The sequence below is a fragment of the Pseudomonas anatoliensis genome, assembly GCF_017976235.1.
Classification (GTDB): domain Bacteria; phylum Pseudomonadota; class Gammaproteobacteria; order Pseudomonadales; family Pseudomonadaceae; genus Aquipseudomonas; species Aquipseudomonas anatoliensis.
Genome location: NZ_JACVHC010000002.1, coordinates 195,203 through 213,957 on the forward strand (window position 1 = coordinate 195,203; position 18,755 = coordinate 213,957).

An 18,755-nucleotide genomic window follows, 5' to 3' on the forward strand; every position below is an offset into this window, starting at 1 on the left:
CGGCCCCGTGAATCTAGTTGGCCAGCGCCTGGAAATGCTCCAGCACCGCCGACTGCCTGCCGATATTCGCGTAGGGCAGGGTGGCGTCGTCAGCGTGGGTCAGGAAGCGGTGTTCGGGCAGCTTCAAGTGAGCCTTTTCGAATGTGCCGAACACTGGCGTCGCACTGCGATAGTGAAAGTGGGCGTACCACAACAACCCGGCTGGCTCGGACGTCAAATTCCACACTTCATATTCCTGCATGTAGTCGGTGCGACCGTCGCGCCTTCCGAGGTTTCTGATCGCGGTGTTGCGACGTATTTCTACCGCGTTTTCGCTGATCAAATCGAGCAACATCCCGTCGGTGGGGTCGCGGCTGACCAGCGACTGGCGAGTACGCATGGCGCGGCCGCTGGTGATCAATTGAGCGGCTTGGTCGCGCAGTTGCTCAATGACCGGCTCCTGCGGCGCGCTGGCGGCGATGCGGTCGGCACGGCGAGTGAGCTCGGCGGCTTCGCTGACCAGCATATGTTCCAGATTCACCGGGAGCATGTTCTGTTCGGCATATGCCTGGACCCGGGTTTGATAGGCCGGGAGCGTAGCGAGGCGTTGTCGAGCTTCTGTCAGCAATGCCGGCAGTTGCAGGTTCGCGGGTGCTTGCTGTTCGACTGGTCGCGGGTTCAGCAAGCGGAATTGACCATCGTTGCCCTGTTGCCAGATTTCTTCATGGCCGCCCCGGCCCGTCGACACGTATTGGCGTGTTTGCGTCGTCGGCTCCCAGCGCTCGACGCCATACAGCAACTGATTGTCGGCGGTGGTAAAAACGCGCTGGGCAGATTGGCCTGCCGGTGCCGCTTGCGCCGGCGCGATAATGCCCCTGCGCGCACGTTCGCCTAGCTGTTCGATACCGTTGAGCAGCGGTTCCACCTGATCAAGGTGAAAGTGCTGTGGGTAACGGTGGGTCCAGATGTTCATCTCGAGGCGAAAACGGCTGTACAGGTCGACGCAGTTCTGCAGAATCCGGCTGCGTTGGGCCGGGGTCGCGGTGAGGGTCGGCAAGATGTATTGCGTGTACAGAGCGCGATCGACATCAATGCGCAGTTCGTGTGCCTGGCCCAGCAGATAGAACCACGACACATCATCAGCCCGGCCGTAACGCTTTACGGTTTCCAAGCGCTGGCTGGTGCGCAGATACAGCAGACTGGCGTCACTGTGTTTGCTGTTGATCTCGTTGACGTCGGAGGCGAGATCGAGCTTGTCTGCCCTGACCTGAATGCGCTCATTCCACAGATTGAGCTCGATCTTCAGTTTCTCAAGCCGATCCAGTTTGCTGAGGTATTGCAAGCGCAGCAGGCGGATCTCCTCAAGCAGAGCTATCCGAGGGGCGAGGTTGTTGCCTGGCAGATTGTTCAGCGCCTGAGTCAACTCGTCGATTCTATTGGTGATGGGCAGGACACTGCGTGACGTGTAAGAGGCCACGCGATGATAGCGGTCGGTCAACTGCCAGGCGGTCTTGCTGCGGAACAGCCTGGCCTCCTGTTTTTTGTTGCCGCTGGTCAACGGGATCAATTCATCCAGTGTCTGAAAAGCGCGTTTGGCCAGTTCGATGTCACCCAGACACGCCGTTTCGGCAGCGGCGACCAGTGCTGGACGATCCTTGGCTGCGGCATCGTTATACCGGTTGATCGCCGCATTGCTCACCGTGTTTCTGGCCTGAATCTGATCCCCGAGGCCCTCGGCAGCCTGGGCCAGGCGATGATGACGGCGAAAAGCGTGGTCGACCCACCAACGCGGCAATTGCTGACGAATCGCCTGCGGCCAGAGCGGATCAAGCGCATCGGCCATGTGCCCGAGTACTTGCCCGCCACCCAGTCCACCCCCCTCGAAAGTCGTGCCGTATACACCGAACCAGGTGTCCCACTGACCACTTTCGTCCAGGGCAATCGGTTGCTTGTAGGTTTTGCGACTGTTGCCGACCAATCGCCAGTTGCGCGAATCCTGACTGCGCTGCACTTCAAAGATCCGCCCCTGACGGACGATGAAGTCGCCATCGGCATGCCGGTAGATCCCGCGATAGAGGCCATGGGTGGCGGGTTGCAGGCCGGCAAGGGAAATCGGCAATTCGTATTCGTAGTCCTTGAAGCGCTGCACCACCTGCCGGGCCTCGCGTTGGGAAGTGCCTTTCAAGGCCGACGCGTGGCGAGCCAGGCGGCGCAATTGGCGAGTACGGGTGAGCTGGCGGGCCGTGCGGGACAAGGTCGAGCTAGGCATTTCGCCCGGCAGCAGGTCCATGGCCGCGTCGATCAAACTGGTCAGCACTGATCTGAGTTCGCTCAAGCCATCGCCGATTTCACCGCGCAGAAAAGCTGCCACGGCCTGATTGGCAGCCGTCCATGCATCGTAGAGGGACAACACGGTGCCGACAAACGGCACCAGCCCGACTGCCATCTTGATGTAATTGAAGGCGCGTGGACCTTTGAGCGCGTAACGCTCCAGGTACAACGCATCGTTGGAGCGAGAGGTCCCGCGATGAGCCTCGATCAGCCGGCCCATGTGGGCGTCGAGCAGATGCTCGCTCAGTGACGTGGTAGCCGGCCAGCTCAGACCGACGCCAATCATGGCGTCGTAGCGATTGGCCCAGGCCTGGTTCAGCCGGTTTTCGTGAGCGCGAACATTACCCTGCAACGTCCGACCGGCGAGGTACTTGTTCCATTTGTCGACCACGGACAGGTTGAACAGGCCCTTGCGCGCGGCTTCGAGGCTATCGTACCGGCGCAGGAACTGTCCGTCGGGGCTGTCCGGCAGGTAAAGCAACGTCACGCCGCTGACCTGTTCCTGGATAAAGGTCACACCCGACAGGGCCACCGACAATTGGTATGGGGTGTCCTTGCCCCCGGCACTCAGGTAAGCCGGCAGTAACACCACACGTTTGCCATCGGTGCGCCACGCCTGGGCAGTGTTGGCGTCGATGGCGATGTTCAGTGTAAGCAGGTCATCACTGCCGATATGCCGCTGCAGGCGCGCGCATTCACCCTGTAAGCGCAGCATCAGGCGCCACGGCTCGACCAGGCATTCGCGGCGCTGTGCCCTGGCGAACGCCGATTCGGTGAGGGGGCCGTTGAAGGTGTCGCGGATCAGTTGTTCGTAAGCGTGCGGCAGGTTCAACTCCGGCAGCACTTGCTTGAGGTAGTCCAGGGTAATGCCAGACGTCAAGCGCAGACGCTCGGCTTCTTCGCGGGTGCTGACCTCGACCTTCATGAAAGCCAGGCGTAGCGCCAGCGGCTCCAGTTGCATCGATGGCGTGTTGTCGATGTTGGTTTGCGCCAGCTCTTCAAGGCTCATTTTGCTGCGCGCGGCACTGGGCACAAGGACCAGTTTTTCTGGTGTCATAGGCGCGCCTGGCGCGGGGTAGAACTGGCTTTGCCATTTTGTCGTATCGGGCAGATCAAGCTGGACCCGGACACTGCCCGTGAGCGCAAAGTCCTTGCTCAGCCTTGCGTGCAGGCGCTTGCGCGTGAAGTCATCGCGCGGTTCCAGCAACAGGGTCATGATTTCATGACTGCGGTCCATGGCCGCCATGTACGCCTCCATCAGCTTTTTGAGCGTCAGCCGATCGGCCTCCGCCATGGTTTTCAGCCAATCGGGCAGGTGGGAAACCAGCGTCGCGCTACGGCTCTGTTCCAACAGGTGGGCAAAGGCCAGGCCTCTGGCAGCGTGCACCGGAACCTGCAACCTGGCGAGCGTTTTGGTGCGCAAGCTGTCCAGCGCTTCACCGAGCGCGCCGGCATCGGTCGAAGCAGCATGACGCTGGCGCAGCATGGCGGCCTGTTCTTCGAATTCGCTTGTCAGCTGGTTGAGCCCATGGACCAGCACATCATCACGAATCTGTTTGAGCTGCAGGGTCAATGTGCGATCCGCCGGATCGATCTTGAACACCTGGCGTGCCAGTTCGCCAAGCCCGGCGTAGCGCTGCAAGCCGCCGCCGGTGCCGGGCCAATACAGGAGCAGGCTGCACGCGCAGGTCGGGTCGCGGAGCACCGCGGCTTGGGTGACGACCCAGACGCCGGGCAGTTCTTGCGTAGTGAGCGTGGTCTGGCCTGCGACGTCAGTGCTCATCGTCAGGGTTATGCTGGCGACAACGGTGTCACTGCCGGCTACCGGCAATGCGTCGAGCACGGTGCGCAGCCTGTTGCAGTCGTCTTCGTCGAGTTGCCCCAGCGCCTGTTGCAGTGCGCATTCGGCCTGTAACCCGGCCTTGTGCGCCGCGTGCAGCGCGGTGAATTCACGCTGGAATGTCTGCAGGTCCGACGTCCGTGCCCGATAGAGCAGGGCCGTGGCCGCTTCGTCGCCGGCCTGTTCGGCAGACTCCAGTGCCTTGAGCGAATCCTTGAAGGATTGCAGCCCGGGGCCGTCACCGACGTCTGCCATTCGCGCCTCAAGCGCCTCGCGCTGGCGGTTCAGTGCCGCCTGACGTAATGGCCAGGGAATATCAGCGAACAGGCTGCCGAACAATGCCTGCTCATCAGGCTCGGCGTCGTCATCGGCATCGACCGGGGGCAGTGGCGGCGTCGGACTCGGCGGTGCCGCAATCAGCTCATCGTGGCTGCGCTGTTGATCGACCCGGTCGACCTGGGCGAGGGATTGTCCGCCATCTGCCGCCAGGGTGGCTTCGCGGCGGCTCGGGGTGGTCAGCAAGGTGACTTGAGATTGCTGGCGGCGCGCGAGCAGGTCGTGGGCACCGAGTTCCAGCGCGTCGGTGCTGACGGTGTACTCAAAGCGGATGTCGTCGGTGGGCAGTCCGGTGGGCACGAGCGACTGTTCGAGCAGCCACGCTTGCATGTCGCTGCGTTGCGCGAAGGCCTGGATTGCAACGGCGCGACACGGCAGGTAAAGCAGGGGGGCAGCGTCGGCGTCGGCACCGGCCCGAATTACCCACGCCCCGCTGAGCATGACTTTACGCTCGTCTTTGAGGACCATTGCCAGTTGCTCGGTGTAGACCGGCTGCGCATTCATCATCAGCGCACCGGGCGGTGGATCAATGACCAACTGCACCAGTTTGAGCTGCTCGGCACTCAGGGTTTTATGGGCATAGGCCAGGTGCGCGCAGGCTTCGAAATGAAGGCGATAAAGCTGTTGGACATGCTCGCGCCGAGAAACCGCCGTGCCCGGTGCTCGACTGTCCCAGAACGCTCGCCACCGTTGCGCATGCGCCTGCTGCATACCGAGCATCTTCAAGCGCTCGAACCATTGCTCAGGTTGCAGGGCCTGCAGCGGGTGCGCCTGAGGCAGGCCGGATACCCGGCACTGCTGATTCAGGTCTTTTTCCACCTGTGGATACTGCAGAACGAAGGCGCAGACGTTGGTGAAACTGATGAACCGTTCAGGCAGCAGATCCGTGGCGGGGAACAGCAGACCGGTGCGCTCGCCATCGAGATCGAGAACTTCCTTGAACCTGTGGTTGAGCGTGTCGCGCATGCCCGGAGTCGCCGCCAGCATTTCGCGCAGGCCTTCCCGGCTTTGTCGCCATCGACTCATGGCGCTGATCGCCAGGCTTTCATCGGGCAGGCGCGCGCTGGGTTTGAAGGCCGGCAAGAGAACGGAGGCCGGTTCGGGCATGGTCAACTGCAGAGAAACGTCCATGGACAAAAAATACTCGGTGCCGGGGGCGGCGGATCCACCCCTCTTGCGAGCTATTGAAAGTCAGTGGACACAGCGCGTGGCGGTACAGGGATATCGCCTCTGTGCATTTTTCCGGTGCTCAGGACGCGTGCGTGGGCGCAGCAGCAACCCCGTTGCAGCCGATAGCTCAACGGGGTTGCTGCCTGGCAACGAAGCTTAGAGCCCTTCGAAATGCACCAGCACTGCCGACTGCTTGCCGATATCGGCGTAGGGCAGGCTGGCATCATCGGCGTGGGTCAGAAAACGGTGTTCGGGCAGTTTCAGATGGGCTTTCTCGAACGCGCGCAGTACGGGCGTTGCACTGGAATAGTGAAAGTGCGCGTACCACAGCAGTTCATTGGGGATGAGGGTCTGATTCCGGATTTCATATTCCTGCATGAAGTCCTTTCGAGTTTTTTTGCCAAGATCTTTCAGCGGTGCGACCTTGCGAATGGTCACGGCGTTTTGTCCGATCAGATCCAGCAGCATGCCATCGGTGGGTTTCTTGCTGGTCAGTGACTGGCGGGTGCGCAAGGCGCGGCCGGTGGCTGTCAGCTCGGTGGCGGTGGTGCGCAGTTCGACAATCATCGGGTCTTGCGGCGAAAGCGCATGGATGCGATCGGCCCGGCGCGTCAGTTCGGCGGATTCACTGACCATCATGTGTTCCACATTGACCGGCAGCATGCCTTTATCGGCGTATGACTGAACCCGCCCCAGGTAAGTCGCTTGCGAATCGAGGCGCGTGCGTGCTTCGGCCAGCAACGCCGCAAGGTCTGGCTGTTCCTGCCGCGGGGGCACGGTTGCCGATGCTTTCAGGCGATATTTCTGGTTGGCGGTTTCTTCCCAGACTTCGCCGTTTTTCATCGTGTATTCGTACTTTTTGGTTTTCGGATCCCAATTTTCCGTCCCGATCAGCCAGTATTCATCTTCAGTGGGGAAGACCTTGGGCGGTATTTTTCCTGCCTTTTGCGTAGTACGCACGGGCCGCGGGCGCGCGATGTTCTTGCGAGCATGGTCGGTGAGCAAATCAATTCCGGACAACAATGGGTCGACCATGTCCTCGTAGAAAAGCTGCGGATAGCCGCTGGTCCAGACTTTCATCTCGCGACTGAACTCCGTGTACACATCTACGCAGCGTTGAAGGATTTGATCGCGTTGTTCGGACGTGACTTCAGCCAATGCCAAGGCACGATGTGTGTCCAGAGTACGTCTGAATTTTCCATGCAAATCGCGTATCTGATCATTGAGGTGATACCACGCCATCTCTTTGGGAATACCGGATCGATAAACCGCGTGATACCGATGTGAGACCCTCCTTTCAGTCAGCCGAAAATCGCTGTAAGCGTCGTTAACTTGCCCCAAACGGTCCGCTAGCCTTTGCCTGTCGTCTGCCTTCCCGATGCGTCTGTACCAGTGGTTTGCCTCATTTCTCAGGGTTTCAATCTGATCCAGTTCGGACAGCATCTCGACACGGTGTTCACGTATCTGTTTATGCACTTCCCTCAGCTCGGCGTAGGCGTCTTCCGGCAACGCACGCAGTTGTGCGTTCAGTGCCTCGATCTTGCGGTAATGGGTATTCGACCAGTAGTAATGATTCACGCGGTGTAGGTACCGGTCCGCCACCATCGAGGCCGGATAGCTTTGCTGCTCGTTCACCATACGGCGTACATCGCCAGTGGACACCGCCTCCAGTTCGACCAACGTCTGGTAACGCCGCTTTCCCAGCTCAATGTCGCCGACAGCGGCGGCTTCAGACGCCGCAATCAAGGGCCGGCTTACTTTTTCCGCTGGTGTCGCCGCGAGGCGGTTTATCGCAACGTCGCTGTTTCTGATGCGCAAACGGAATTCGGGGGCCGAGGCGTTGGCCTGAATGGCCAGGTATTGATAACGGCGATGCGTTCGATCCACCCACCAGCGCGGCAAGCGTTGCCGAATGACCTGCGGCCAGATCGGCTCAAGCGCGTCGGCCAGATGCCCGGCGACATTACCGCCGCCGAGTCCACCACCTTCGAATGTTGTGCCATGAACGCCGAACCAAGTGTCCCACTGGCCGGTTTCATCCAGGGCAATCGGTTGCCTGTAGGTGGCCTGGCGGGTACCGCGCAAACGCCAGAAGCGTGCGCTGGTGTCGAGTTGAACCTCAAAGATCCGGCCCTGACGGACAATGAAGTCACCGTCGGCGTGGCGGTAGATCCCGCGATAAATTCCGTGGTTGCCTGTTTGCAGGCCGGCCAGCGAAATCGGTTGTTCATACTCGTATCTGGCGAAGCGTGCGAGCAGGTGACGGGCCTGGCGCTGGCTGTTGCCATGCAGTGCCGCCACATTGCGCAGCAGCCGCTGCGCCTGGCGCATACGCGTCAATGCGCGGGCGGTGCGCGACAGGACACCGGTCAGCGCTTCACCGGGAAGCAGGTCGACCGCCGCGTCGATCAGGCACAACAACATCGTTGCCAGTTCTTCCAACCCATCGCCGATCTGGCCGCGCAAGAACGCCGCCACCGCCTGGTTGGCCGCAGTCCAGGCATCGTAGAACGCGATGGCGGTGCCGATGAAGGGCAGCATGCCGAGCGCCATCTTCAAGTAGTTGAACGCACGCGGGCCGCGCAGCGCGAAACGTTCCAGATACAGCTCATCATTGGAGCGGGAGGTATCGCGGTGCGCCATGATCAGTCGGCCCATGTGCGCATCGAGCAGGTGCGCGGCCAGGGAGGTGGTCACCGGCCAGCGCGTGCCAACGCCGATCATCGCGTCAAAGCGTCTGTGCACGGCTTCATTGATACGACTTTTATGAGCGCGCACATTGCCGTGGACCGTACGCCCGGCCACATAGGTGATCATCGAGTCTTGCTGGCAAAGCCTGTACAGCCCCAAGCGTGCCGCTTGCAGGTTGTCGTATGAACGCAAAAACCGGCCATCCGGGCTCTCGGGCAGATACATCAGAGTGATGCCGCTGACCTGCTCCTGGATGAAGGTCACACCTGATAGCGTGCTGGGTCCTTGACGCGGGGTGTCCTTGCCGCCCATGGTCAGGATGGCCGGCAGGATGACCACGCGCTGGTTATGCCTGTTCCACGCCTGTGCATGGTCGGCGCTGATCGCGATGTCCAGTATTTGCAGCTGGCTGTCGTTGATATGACCCTGCAAACGGGCAAAACGGCCTTGTAACCTGAGAGTCTGGCGCCAGGGCTCGATCAGGCATTCGCGGTGATGCGCCAAAGTGAACGCGGACGCGCCGCTAGCCCCTCGGAAGGCCTCGTAGATCTGACGTTCATAGGCCTTGGGCAGATCCAGTTCGGGCAGCACTTTGCGCAAATAGATCAGGTTGACGCCGTTGAGCAATCGGATACGGTCCTGACGATTCGCCGCGATCACCTTCAACCGCATGAATATCAGTCGCTGCGACAGCGAGTCCTGTTGCACCGATTGCTCTTTGTCGAGGTTGAGCTGCGCCAGTTCTTCAAGCGTAAGGTGGCTGCGCTTGTCACCGGCAACCATCACCGACGATCGCGCGGGGCCCGTGGGCCCGGCTCTGTATCGGGTTTCCCATTTGACCTCATCGGGCAGATCCAGGGTGACCGTGAAATCACCCTGCAGCGAAAAGTCTTTGCGCAAACGCGCATGCAAGTGCTTGCGAGTGAAGTCGTCGCGTGGCTCCAACGCGGTGGTCATCAAGGCGTGGCTCAGTTGCATGGCCTTGATGAACGCGTGGATCTCGGTGTTGAGGGCGACGCGCTCGGTGACTGGCAGGTTGCCCAGCCAGTCGGGCAGGTTGGCGACCAGCGTGGCCGTTCGCTCTTGCTCCTGCACATGCATCAGCGCCAGGCTGCGCGCCGCATGCACGGGCACTTGCAGGGCGGCGTTGAAGCGTTCGCGCAACATGCTCAGTTGCTCGGTTTGCTCGGCGGCCTGCGTGGTTGCGGCAAGGCGTGTGCGGATTGCTGCGGCTTGCTCTTCGAATTCGCCGATCAGGCCATTCAAGGCGTGTCGCAGTGGATCTGTCTCGATTGCCTTCAGTTGCAGGGTGCGGGTGTTGTCCTGCGTGGTGATTTTGAACACGCGGTTTTCCAGCGACCGACGATCAGCGAATGTCTGCAGGCCACCGCCGGTGCCCGGCCAGTACAGCAACATGCTGTGCGCCGATGCCGGGTCGAGCAGCGCGTCCGGGTGCGTCATCACGAACGGGCCGTTGAGTGCCTGCGTCGTGAGTGTGTGCTTGTCAGCGGTGTGCTCGCTCAGGCTCACGATCAGACTCGCGGCCCTGTGCCCGGCCCCCGGATTGGTCGGGGTATCCAGTAGCGCATTGACCCGGTCGCGCTCCTCAGTGGTCACTTGTTCGAGCAAATATTGCGCGTTGATTTCCGCCTGCAAACCGTCCTTGTGGGCTTTATGCAGGGCGGTGAGTTGACGCTCGAACGTGGCCGGATCGGTAGCGCGTGAACCTGTCAGCAGGGCGGTGATCGCTGTGTCGGCGGCTTGTTCGGCGTTTTCCAGTGCCGCGTGTGCATCCTTGACCGGCTGTAATGTGCTGCTTTCTTGCGCGATACCGCGCAGCGTTTCCAGGGCAGTGCGCTGACGGCCCAATGCCGCCTGACGAAGCGCCCAGGGTATTTCGGCGTGCAGACTGCCGAACAATGACGGCTCATCGTCTTCGCTCACGTCAGGCGTCATGCGCGCTGGCGAGGCGAATACGCCAGTGGTGCTGCGTTGGCGGTCAGTCAGATCGGCATGATCGAGGGCGCTGCCAGCGTGTTCTGCAAAGTCTGGCGCGGCGATCCGGCTATTGCGCAGCGCATCAATCTGCGCCTTGCGCAAATGCTCCAGCAGGTCGGTCATGCCCGTGCTCAGAGGCAGATCGCGGTCGGTGTATTCGAATCCCATGCCAGCGCTGGGCAACCCACGTGGAACCAGATTCTGAGCGGTCAGCCAGGCCTCAAGTTCGGTGCGCCCGGCGAACCCCTTGAACGCCTCGGCGCACAATGGCAGATACAGCCAATGCGGGAGCGGCGCGGCGTTTGCGAAGTTGATCACCCACGCCGCGGGAATCTTCACTTTGCTGCCGTTGCTCATTACCAGCGCCAATGTCTGGGTGGTGACCTGCGCCGTGGCGCTGCTCGCATCCATCAGCAATGCCAAGGGCTTGAGTTGTGCCGCGGTCAGTTGGCGGCGGGCGAGGGCCACTTGAGCAGTGGCTTCCAGATGCTCGCAGTAAAACTGCCGGGCCCGTTCACGGCGTGACACCGGTGTACCCGGCGCGCGCTCATCCCAATACTCATTCCAGGCAGTGCGCAGGGCTTGTTCCGGGTCGAGTGTCTTGATCCGTTCCAGCAATTGTTGCGGTGTCCGCGTGAACAGCGCATGCGTCGTCGGCAGGCCGATCACCTTGCACTGCTGATTGAGCGTGTCAGGCAGTGTCGGATGCTGGAAGACAAAGGCGCACGCCTGGACCAGCGGGACGAAGTGTTCAGGGCGTTGCTCGGTGGCTGCAAATTGCAGCCCGATGTCCGGCTCGCCCAGATCCCATTTCAGTTCCAGCGACCGAGCGAGGGTGTCGCGGGCGGCCGGAATACCGACAATCAGCTCACGCAAACCCTCGCTGCTGTCGCGCCAGCGCTGCGAAGCGGTCAAGAGCAGGGCGTCGTCATAGGTGTCCGGCAAGCGTGTCTCGGTCGGCGGGGAAGACGAACTCAGGGCGGGATGATCGAGAAGTATAAAATCTGGCATGGTCGCAATTGCTCGCTGTGTGAAGCGGAACTCCGCTTTTTGTCACGGCCATTGCATTGAATTTGTCGGCCTCGATGGCGGTACATAGTTATTGCCGGGCGACCGCTCGGCACTCTTCATCAAACTGTCATCGAACTGTGGCAGCGCGCTTGTACAAACTTCATCAGACTCGCGCTCTACTGGGGTTCTGCGTTTCGGTGTTTTTCCATGGGTAAGGTTTTTTTCTCGATCGCGGCCGTTCTGGCCGCGCTTTTGTTCGGCTTGCCGGCTTCTGCGGCGTCGCGCTGTGATGTGAATGTACCGACCGAACGGGTCGATCTGGCGCAGGTGAGCCTTGCCTACCAGAGCATCGGTCGTGCGTCGGATCCGGCATTGCTGCTGGTGATGGGGTTGGGCGGGCAGTTGATCCATTGGCCGGATGAGGTGGTTGAGGCGCTGTGTCAGCAGGGCTTTCGGGTGATTCGCTACGACAACCGCGATGTCGGTTTATCGACCTGGCGGCAGGCACCGGTGGAGGCCAACCTGACCTTTGAAGTGCTGCGCTACAAACTCGGACTGCCGGTGTCGGCGCCGTACAGCCTGACCGACATGGCCGACGATGCGCTGGGCCTGATGACGGCTCTGCACGTCGAGCAATTCCATGTGCTCGGTGCGAGCATGGGCGGGATGATTGCCCAGCACATGGCGGCCATGGCGCCGCAACGGGTGGAAAGTCTGACGCTGATCATGACCAGCTCCGGCGCCGAAGGTTTGCCGGCACCCAACGCGGCGCTGGTGCAATTGCTGGCGCGGCGTGGTGCACCGAACCGAGAGGTGGCGCTGGAGCAGCAGGCGGATTTACTTGCGGCGCTCGGCAGCCCGGCGGTCAGCGATGATCGCCAGGCGTTGCTGAGTCAAGCGGCGGCTTCTTACGATCGCGCGTTCAACCCGGAAGGCGTCAAGCGCCAGATCATGGCGATTCTGGCCGAGCCGAGCCGGGTGGCGCTGCTCAACCAGTTGCGCGTGCCGACGCTGGTGGTGCACGGTACGGCCGATCCGTTGCTGCCGGTGATGCATGGTGTGCATTTGGCGGCGCACATTCGCGGCAGTCAGTTGAAGTTGATTCCGGGGCTGGCCCACCGGTTTCAGGAAGCGTTCAAGGAACCGTTGCTGGCGGCGGTATTGCCGTATTTGCAGGCGCACCGTGAAGACACTTCGCATTGGGCGCAGATTGAGCCGGTGGTGGGGCGTAATCTGCTGTAGCCGCGTCGCTCCCACACAGGAATGCGTTCCCCTGTAGGAGCTGCCGAAGGCTGCGATCTTTTGATCCTGACCTTTTATAAACAAGATCAAAAGATCGTCCGATCGCGGCCCGAGCCTTCGGCAGCTCCTACAGGGGAAGACGTTAGCCATGTACGCGCACCCAAACCGAAACCAACACCGTCGCCGCCATCAACCACGCCACCGCCGCCACGGCCAGCGAAGCCTCCAGCCGCATCCGGTCGACCATCACATACAACGTCGCCAGATACACAAAGTACGGAATGATCGACCACATGCCGAAGACGATGGTGGTCTTCAGGTCATCAACCGAGCGGCCCTTGCCGACGATGTAATGAGCAATCAGCGCAAACGTCGGGAACAGCGGCACCAACCCCGCGATGTAGTAGTTCTTCGTCTTGGCCAGCGCTGCGAGAATCAGCACAACCGCGGCACCGAGTGCCGCTTTCAGCAACAGATCCATCAGTGGCTCAACCCGTATTTTTTGACTTTGTCGAACAGCGTGGTCTTGGCCATGCCCAGTTCCAGACTGGCCTGGGTCAGGTTGCCGCCGCTGCGTTGCAGCGCGTCGCTGAGCAGGTTGCGTTCGAAGGCTTCCACCGCTTCGGCAAACGCCAAACCCTGGCCCGCGCTGCCAGCACCGGTTTTCTTGAACGCCGGCAAACCGAGGGCAAAACGCTCGGCGACGTTGCGCAGTTCACGCACGTTGCCCGGCCAGTCGTGGCTCATCAGGTTCGACAGGGTCTGGTTGTCCATGTCCGGCAGTGCGCGGTCGAAGCGCAGTGCCGATTGCTGGGTGAAGTGTTCGAACAGTTGCAGTATGTCTTCGCGGCGTTCGCGCAGCGGTGGCAATTCCAGCGTCACCACATTGAGACGGTAATAAAGGTCGCTGCGGAATTCGCCAGCCTTGCTCGATTCGTCGAGGTCGGATTTGGTCGCCGCAATCACCCGGCAATCCACCGCCACGCTCTGGTTCGAACCGAGGCGTTCGAGGGTGCGTTCCTGCAACACCCGCAGCAGTTTGATTTGCAGCGGCAGCGGCATGCTTTCCACTTCATCGAGGAACAGCGTGCCGCCGTCGGCGTGTTCGATCTTGCCGATGCGGCGCTTGCCGGCGCCGGTAAACGCGTTGGCCTCGTGACCGAAGATCTCGCTTTCGAAAAGGTTCTCCGGCAAGCCGCCGCAGTTCAGCGCTACGAACTGCTTGCTGTGGCGCCGACTGAAATCGTGCAGGCAACGGGCGACCAGTTCTTTACCGGTGCCGGTTTCGCCTTCGATCAGGACGTTGGCCGAGGTGTCGGCGACGTTGGCGATCAACTCGCGCAGATTCTGCATGGCCGGCGAGCGCCCGATGATCCGGCCTTCAAGCGAATCCCGCTCGGCCAGTTGCCGACGCAGCGACGAGACTTCGCGGGCGAGGCTGCGTTGCTCCAGCGCACGGCGTGCAACATCGACCAGGCGCTCCGGCGAGAACGGTTTCTCCATGAAGTCGTAGGCGCCTTTCTGCATTGCGCCGACGGCCATGGAGATATCGCCGTGCCCGGTAATCAGCACCACCGGCAGGCTGCGGTCGCGTTGCTTGAGCCGGGTCAGCAGCTCCAGGCCATCGATACCGGGCAGACGAATGTCGCTGATGACGATACCGGCAAAGTTGTCGCCGACACGCTCCAGCGCCTCTTCGGCACTGCCGACGCCGATGCTGGGGATGTCTTCCAGCGTCAGCGCTTGCTGGCAGCCGAGCAACACATGAGGGTCGTCTTCGACGATCAATACACTGAGGTCTTGGTTCATATTGGCTCGGCAGGGGTAGGGCTTACCAACGGTAAACTGAGGACGAAGGTGGTGCCACCGCCGCCAGGGTGTTCGACACCCAAATGTCCGCCCGTGGCGGCGGCGAGGCTGGCGGAAAGCGTCAGGCCCAGGCCCAGGCCTTGTTCGCCGGGCTTGGTGGTAAAGAACGGTTCGAACAGATGCTTGCGCGCCTCGGCGTCGACACCGTGGCCGTTGTCGCGCACGCGCAGGCGATATTTGCCATTGAACTCTTCACCTTCCAGCCACAGTTGCGGCAGCGATTGCGCCTGCATGGCGTCGAGGGCGTTGCCGATCAGGTTGACCAGAATCTGTTCGAGGCGGGTCTGGTCGATGTGCAGCTGCACATCAATGAATTGTCGGTGCAGTTGCAGCGCCGGATTTTCCAGCCGCGCTCCGAGCAATTGCAGCGCCGCGTCCACGGCTTTGCCGAGGCTGGCCTGGCCCTGATTGTCACCACGCCGGGCAAACGAGCGCAGGCTGGCGGTGATCCGGCCCATGCGGTCGATCAGGTCATTGATGGTTTTGAGATTGGTGCTGGCGACATCGAGTTGACCGCGTTCAAGGAAACGCACGGTGTTGCCCGACAACGTGCGCATCGCCGCCAGCGGCTGGTTCAATTCGTGGGCGATGCTCGTGGACATCTGGCCGATGGCGGCAAGTTTGCCGGCCTGCACCAGTTCATCCTGGGCCCGGCGCAGCGTCTCTTCAGCCTGCCGGCGCTCGCGGATCTGACTCTTGAGTCGGTCGTTGCTGGCACGCAGGTCGGCGGTGCGTTCGGTAATCCGACGCTCCAGTTGATTGTTGGCTTCCTGCAAGGCTTCGCGGGCGGCGAGACGGGTGGCGATGACCTTGCGCCGCTCATTCCAGGCAATCAGCAGGAACGCCACCAAGGCAAATGCGACAGCGACCAGAATGCCTTGGTTGATCGCTTCGCGGCGCAAATCCTGAAGCGGCGTCAGCAGGGTGAAATTCCACGGTGTATCGCCAAGAGGCCGCGTCTGTGCCAGATAACTGATGTCGTCTTCGTCAGACTGCACTTCACTGTTGGCCGGGAAGGTGAGTTTTTCCACGCCTTCGGACAAGGTTTCCCGAGCCAGCGGTTGCAGCTCGGTGAGCGGGAACCAGTAGTACTGCAAGCTGCGGGCGAGTTTCTCTTTGACTTCGTCACTCAGCGGGATGACCGATTTAAGGCGTCTGGCCGGATCGCTGGACAGAATGATGATGCCGTTTTCATCGCTGACAAACGCTTCCAGGCGCGCCCGTTGCCAGCGTTCTTCCATGGCTTCGAGGCGCACTTTGACCACGGCAACGCCGATGATCTTGCCGTGTTCTTCCAGGCCATGGGCGAGGTAGTAGCCGGGTTCGCCGTTGGTGCTGCCGATGCCGTAGAAACGACCGGGTTCACCGCGTATGGCTTTCTGAAAATAAGCACGGAAGGACAGGTCTTCGCCCAGATAACTGTCGACATCGCGCCAGTTGCTGGTGGCCATTACGCGGCCGGTGGTGTCCATCACGTAGATGGCCCGACTGCGGCTGCGCCGGTTCAGGCCTTCAAGGTAGTCGTTGACCGTTTGCCGGTGTTCCGGGGTCGGGTTGGCGAGCAATTGCGGGACACTGGTTTCCAGCTCCAGCAGGCTGGGGAGGTAGGTGTATTTGCTGATCTCGCTCTCGACGGCGCGGGCGTGCAACTCCAGCTGACGCTGGCCGTTCTCGCCAAGGCTGCGGATGCCGAAATGTTCACTGGTCCAGAAGCCGATAAAACCCAGGCCGACCATCAGGGCGATGACCAGTGGCGGCAGGAACAGATGACGAATCAGACGGGGCTTCACGGCAAGTGATGGCGGCGCGGCGCGATAGAGATTGGGGTCGCATTTCATCACAGATGCCTTGGGTCAACCACAACAACAAGCTATGGCGATCCCTTGTAGGAGCTGCCGCAGGCTGCGATCTTTTGATCTTCAAACTCACAATCAAAAGATCGCAGCCTGCGGCAGCTCCTACAGGGGAAGCCTGTGTTGCTTTTAGTGCTGCAGGATTTTCTCAAGGAAGTGCTGCGCGCGTTCGGAGCGGGCGCTGATGTCGCCGAAGAACTCTTCTTTCGGGCAGTCTTCGATGATTTTGCCGGCGTCCATGAAGATCACGCGGTCAGCCACTTTGCGCGCGAAGCCCATTTCGTGGGTCACGCACATCATGGTCATGCCTTCCTGGGCCAGTTGCACCATCACGTCGAGCACTTCGTTGACCATTTCCGGGTCGAGCGCCGAGGTCGGTTCGTCGAACAGCATGACGATCGGGTCCATTGCCAGCGCACGGGCAATCGCCACACGCTGCTGCTGACCGCCGGACAGTTGACCCGGATGCTTGTGGGCGTGAGCCGACAGGCCGACGCGCTCCAGCAGTTGCAGACCTTTTTTGGTCGCCTCTTCCTTGCTGCGGCCCAACACCTTGATCTGCGCGATGGTCAGGTTTTCGGTGATGGTCAGGTGCGGGAACAGTTCGAAATGCTGGAACACCATGCCCACGCGCGAGCGCAGTTTCGGCAGGTTGGTCTTCGGGTCGGCAATCGAAGTGCCGTCGACCACGATGTCGCCTTTCTGGAACGGTTCCAGCGCGTTGACGCATTTGATCAGGGTCGACTTGCCGGAACCTGACGGGCCGCAAACCACGATCACTTCGCCTTTTTTGACCTCGGTGCTGCAATCAGTCAGCACCTGGAAGTCCCCATACCACTTGTTGATGTTCTTGATAGAGATCATACGGCGAACCTTTTTTGCAGACGCTTGACCAGCAGCGAGGCGGCAAAGCTGATTGTGAAGTACACGAGACCTGCGAAGATCAGGAACTCATTGGAACGGCCAATGATGTCGCCACTGGCGCGCGAGGCATTGAGGAAGTCCACCAGGCCCACGGTGTAAACCAGTGAGGTGTCCTGGAACAGAATGATGCTCTGTTGCAGCAACAGCGGGGTCATCTTGCGAAACGCTTGCGGCAGGATGATCAGACGCATCATCTGCCCGTAGCTCATGCCCAGCGCTTGCGCAGCGCCCATCTGACCTTTGGGAATCGACTGCACACCGGCGCGGACGATTTCACAGAAGTAAGCCGCTTCAAACATCATGAACGCGACGATGCACGAGGTGAACGCACCGATCGGGGTGTCTTCGCCGGTGATCCAGCGCAGCACGAACGGCACCGCCAGATAGAACCAGGTGATGACCAGCAGCAGCGGGATCGAACGGAAATAGTTGACGTAGGCGCCGGCAACCCGCGACAGCAGTTTGCTCGAGGACAAACGCATCAGCGCCAGGATGGTGCCGAGAATGATCCCGCCCACCACGCCCATCGCCATCAGCTTGAGGGTCATCACCATGCCGTTCCACAAACCGGGAATGGCCGGGACGATGCCACTGAAATCAAATTCCATTATTTACCCCCCACGGAGATCAGGCCGGGCACGGCAACTTTCTTCTCGACCACGCGCATCAGCAGCATGAGGCTCATGTTCAGGGTGAAATAAATCAGGGTAGCGAGGGTGAACGCTTCAAACAGGTTGGCCGAGAACTCGGCGGTCTGTTTGGTCTGCGCGAGCAGCTCCATCAGCCCGATCAGCGAGGCCACGGAGGAGTTCTTGAAGACGTTCAAGAATTCCGAGGTAAGCGGCGGAATGATGATCCGGTAGGCCTGGGGCAGCAGCACGTTCCAGTAGATTTGCGGCAGCTTGAAACCCATGGCGCGGGCGGCCGATTCCTGGCCACGCGGCAGCGCCTGGATGCCGGTACGCACTTGTTCGCAAACACGCGCGGCGGTGAACAGACCCAGGCACACGACCACGCTCAGGTAAGCCGAAGTGGTCGGGTTGAGGTCCTGTTTGTACCACTCCTGAATATCCGCCGGCAGCAGGTCGGGCACCAGGAAGTACCAGATGAACAGCTGAACCAGCAGTGGCACATTACGGAACAGCTCGACGTAGCAGGTCGCAATGCCCGACACGATGCGGTTCGGCACGGTGCGCATGACGCCCAGTATCGAGCCCAGCAGCAGAGCGATGATCCAGGCCACGATGGCGATGGCGATGGTCCAGCCCAGACCGGAAATGAACCAGTCGAGATAGGTCTCGCTGCCCACGCCGGTGGACTTGAAGAACACGCCCCAGTCCCAGTTGTAATTCATTAGGGTCTCCCCTCGATTCGATCGATATACAAGTGCCCGCCTGGGAAACTCCGTTCCCTCTGATCGTGAAGATCAGGCACACGCGATCGGCTCGACAGCCACCGGTTCGAGTGTTTCCAGAATGTGCCAGCAGGGAGTGACAAACTCCTGAAAGGGC

General features: G+C 60.8%; 9 protein-coding genes. 1 reads left to right on the plus strand and 8 read right to left on the minus strand.

Going from position 1 to position 18,755, the window contains the following annotated elements; translation table 11 throughout:
- Window positions 1-13: 13 nt before the first annotated feature.
- Entirely contained in the window at window positions 14-5,617 is a 5,604-nt protein-coding gene (locus ICA16_RS06320; RefSeq protein ID WP_210700249.1) for a dermonecrotic toxin domain-containing protein, read from the minus strand.
- A gap of 195 nt (window positions 5,618-5,812) precedes the next feature.
- A complete protein-coding gene (locus ICA16_RS06325; protein WP_210700250.1) occupies window positions 5,813-11,356 on the minus strand; it encodes a dermonecrotic toxin domain-containing protein in 5,544 nt (1,847 codons plus the stop codon).
- Between the two features lie 207 nt (window positions 11,357-11,563).
- On the opposite strand from ICA16_RS06325, the gene ICA16_RS06330 reads away from it, so the two are divergent.
- The gene (locus ICA16_RS06330; protein WP_210555023.1) at window positions 11,564-12,598 is read left to right on the plus strand and encodes an alpha/beta fold hydrolase; all 1,035 of its coding nucleotides are present in this window, start codon (window positions 11,564-11,566) and stop codon (window positions 12,596-12,598) included.
- 142 nt (window positions 12,599-12,740) lie between these two features.
- Here ICA16_RS06330 and ICA16_RS06335 read toward each other — a convergent pair whose 3' ends face one another.
- From ICA16_RS06335 to ICA16_RS06360, 6 genes are all read right to left on the minus strand, one after another.
- Window positions 12,741-13,070, minus strand: a complete 330-nt coding sequence (locus ICA16_RS06335) for a GlpM family protein (protein ID WP_181818525.1) — start codon at window positions 13,068-13,070, stop codon at window positions 12,741-12,743.
- An 8-nt stretch (window positions 13,071-13,078) separates the two neighbouring features.
- The gene (gene aauR, locus ICA16_RS06340; protein WP_150601742.1) at window positions 13,079-14,407 is read right to left on the minus strand and encodes a two-component response regulator AauR; all 1,329 of its coding nucleotides are present in this window, start codon (window positions 14,405-14,407) and stop codon (window positions 13,079-13,081) included.
- Complete coding sequence (gene aauS / locus ICA16_RS06345; protein WP_150616230.1) at window positions 14,404-16,305, minus strand: two-component sensor histidine kinase AauS; 1,902 nt, start codon at window positions 16,303-16,305, stop codon at window positions 14,404-14,406. Before aauS ends, aauR begins: the two co-directional genes overlap by 4 nt.
- 144 nt (window positions 16,306-16,449) lie before the next feature.
- Window positions 16,450-17,184, minus strand: a complete 735-nt coding sequence (locus tag ICA16_RS06350) for an amino acid ABC transporter ATP-binding protein (protein WP_042560754.1) — start codon at window positions 17,182-17,184, stop codon at window positions 16,450-16,452.
- The gene (locus ICA16_RS06355) at window positions 17,181-17,852 is read right to left on the minus strand and encodes an amino acid ABC transporter permease (RefSeq protein ID WP_042560753.1); all 672 of its coding nucleotides are present in this window, start codon (window positions 17,850-17,852) and stop codon (window positions 17,181-17,183) included. The genes ICA16_RS06350 and ICA16_RS06355 overlap by 4 nt, the downstream gene beginning before the upstream one ends.
- The gene (locus ICA16_RS06360) at window positions 17,852-18,598 is read right to left on the minus strand and encodes an amino acid ABC transporter permease (RefSeq protein ID WP_210700251.1); all 747 of its coding nucleotides are present in this window, start codon (window positions 18,596-18,598) and stop codon (window positions 17,852-17,854) included. Before ICA16_RS06360 ends, ICA16_RS06355 begins: the two co-directional genes overlap by 1 nt.
- Window positions 18,599-18,755 lie beyond the last annotated feature (157 nt).

Excerpts from the sequence above, each read along its gene's own strand:
- ICA16_RS06360 (WP_210700251.1), bottom strand. The coding sequence starts at position 18,598 with ATGAATTACAACTGGGACTGGGGCGTGTTCTTCAAGTCCACCGGCGTG.
- ICA16_RS06320 (WP_210700249.1), bottom strand. The coding sequence starts at position 5,617 with ATGGACGTTTCTCTGCAGTTGACCATGCCCGAACCGGCCTCCGTTCTC.
- aauS (WP_150616230.1), bottom strand. The coding sequence starts at position 16,305 with ATGAAATGCGACCCCAATCTCTATCGCGCCGCGCCGCCATCACTTGCC.
- ICA16_RS06325 (WP_210700250.1), bottom strand. The coding sequence starts at position 11,356 with ATGCCAGATTTTATACTTCTCGATCATCCCGCCCTGAGTTCGTCTTCC.
- ICA16_RS06350 (WP_042560754.1), bottom strand. The coding sequence starts at position 17,184 with ATGATCTCTATCAAGAACATCAACAAGTGGTATGGGGACTTCCAGGTG.
- ICA16_RS06355 (WP_042560753.1), bottom strand. The coding sequence starts at position 17,852 with ATGGAATTTGATTTCAGTGGCATCGTCCCGGCCATTCCCGGTTTGTGG.
- ICA16_RS06330 (WP_210555023.1), top strand. The coding sequence starts at position 11,564 with ATGGGTAAGGTTTTTTTCTCGATCGCGGCCGTTCTGGCCGCGCTTTTG.
- aauR (WP_150601742.1), bottom strand. The coding sequence starts at position 14,407 with ATGAACCAAGACCTCAGTGTATTGATCGTCGAAGACGACCCTCATGTG.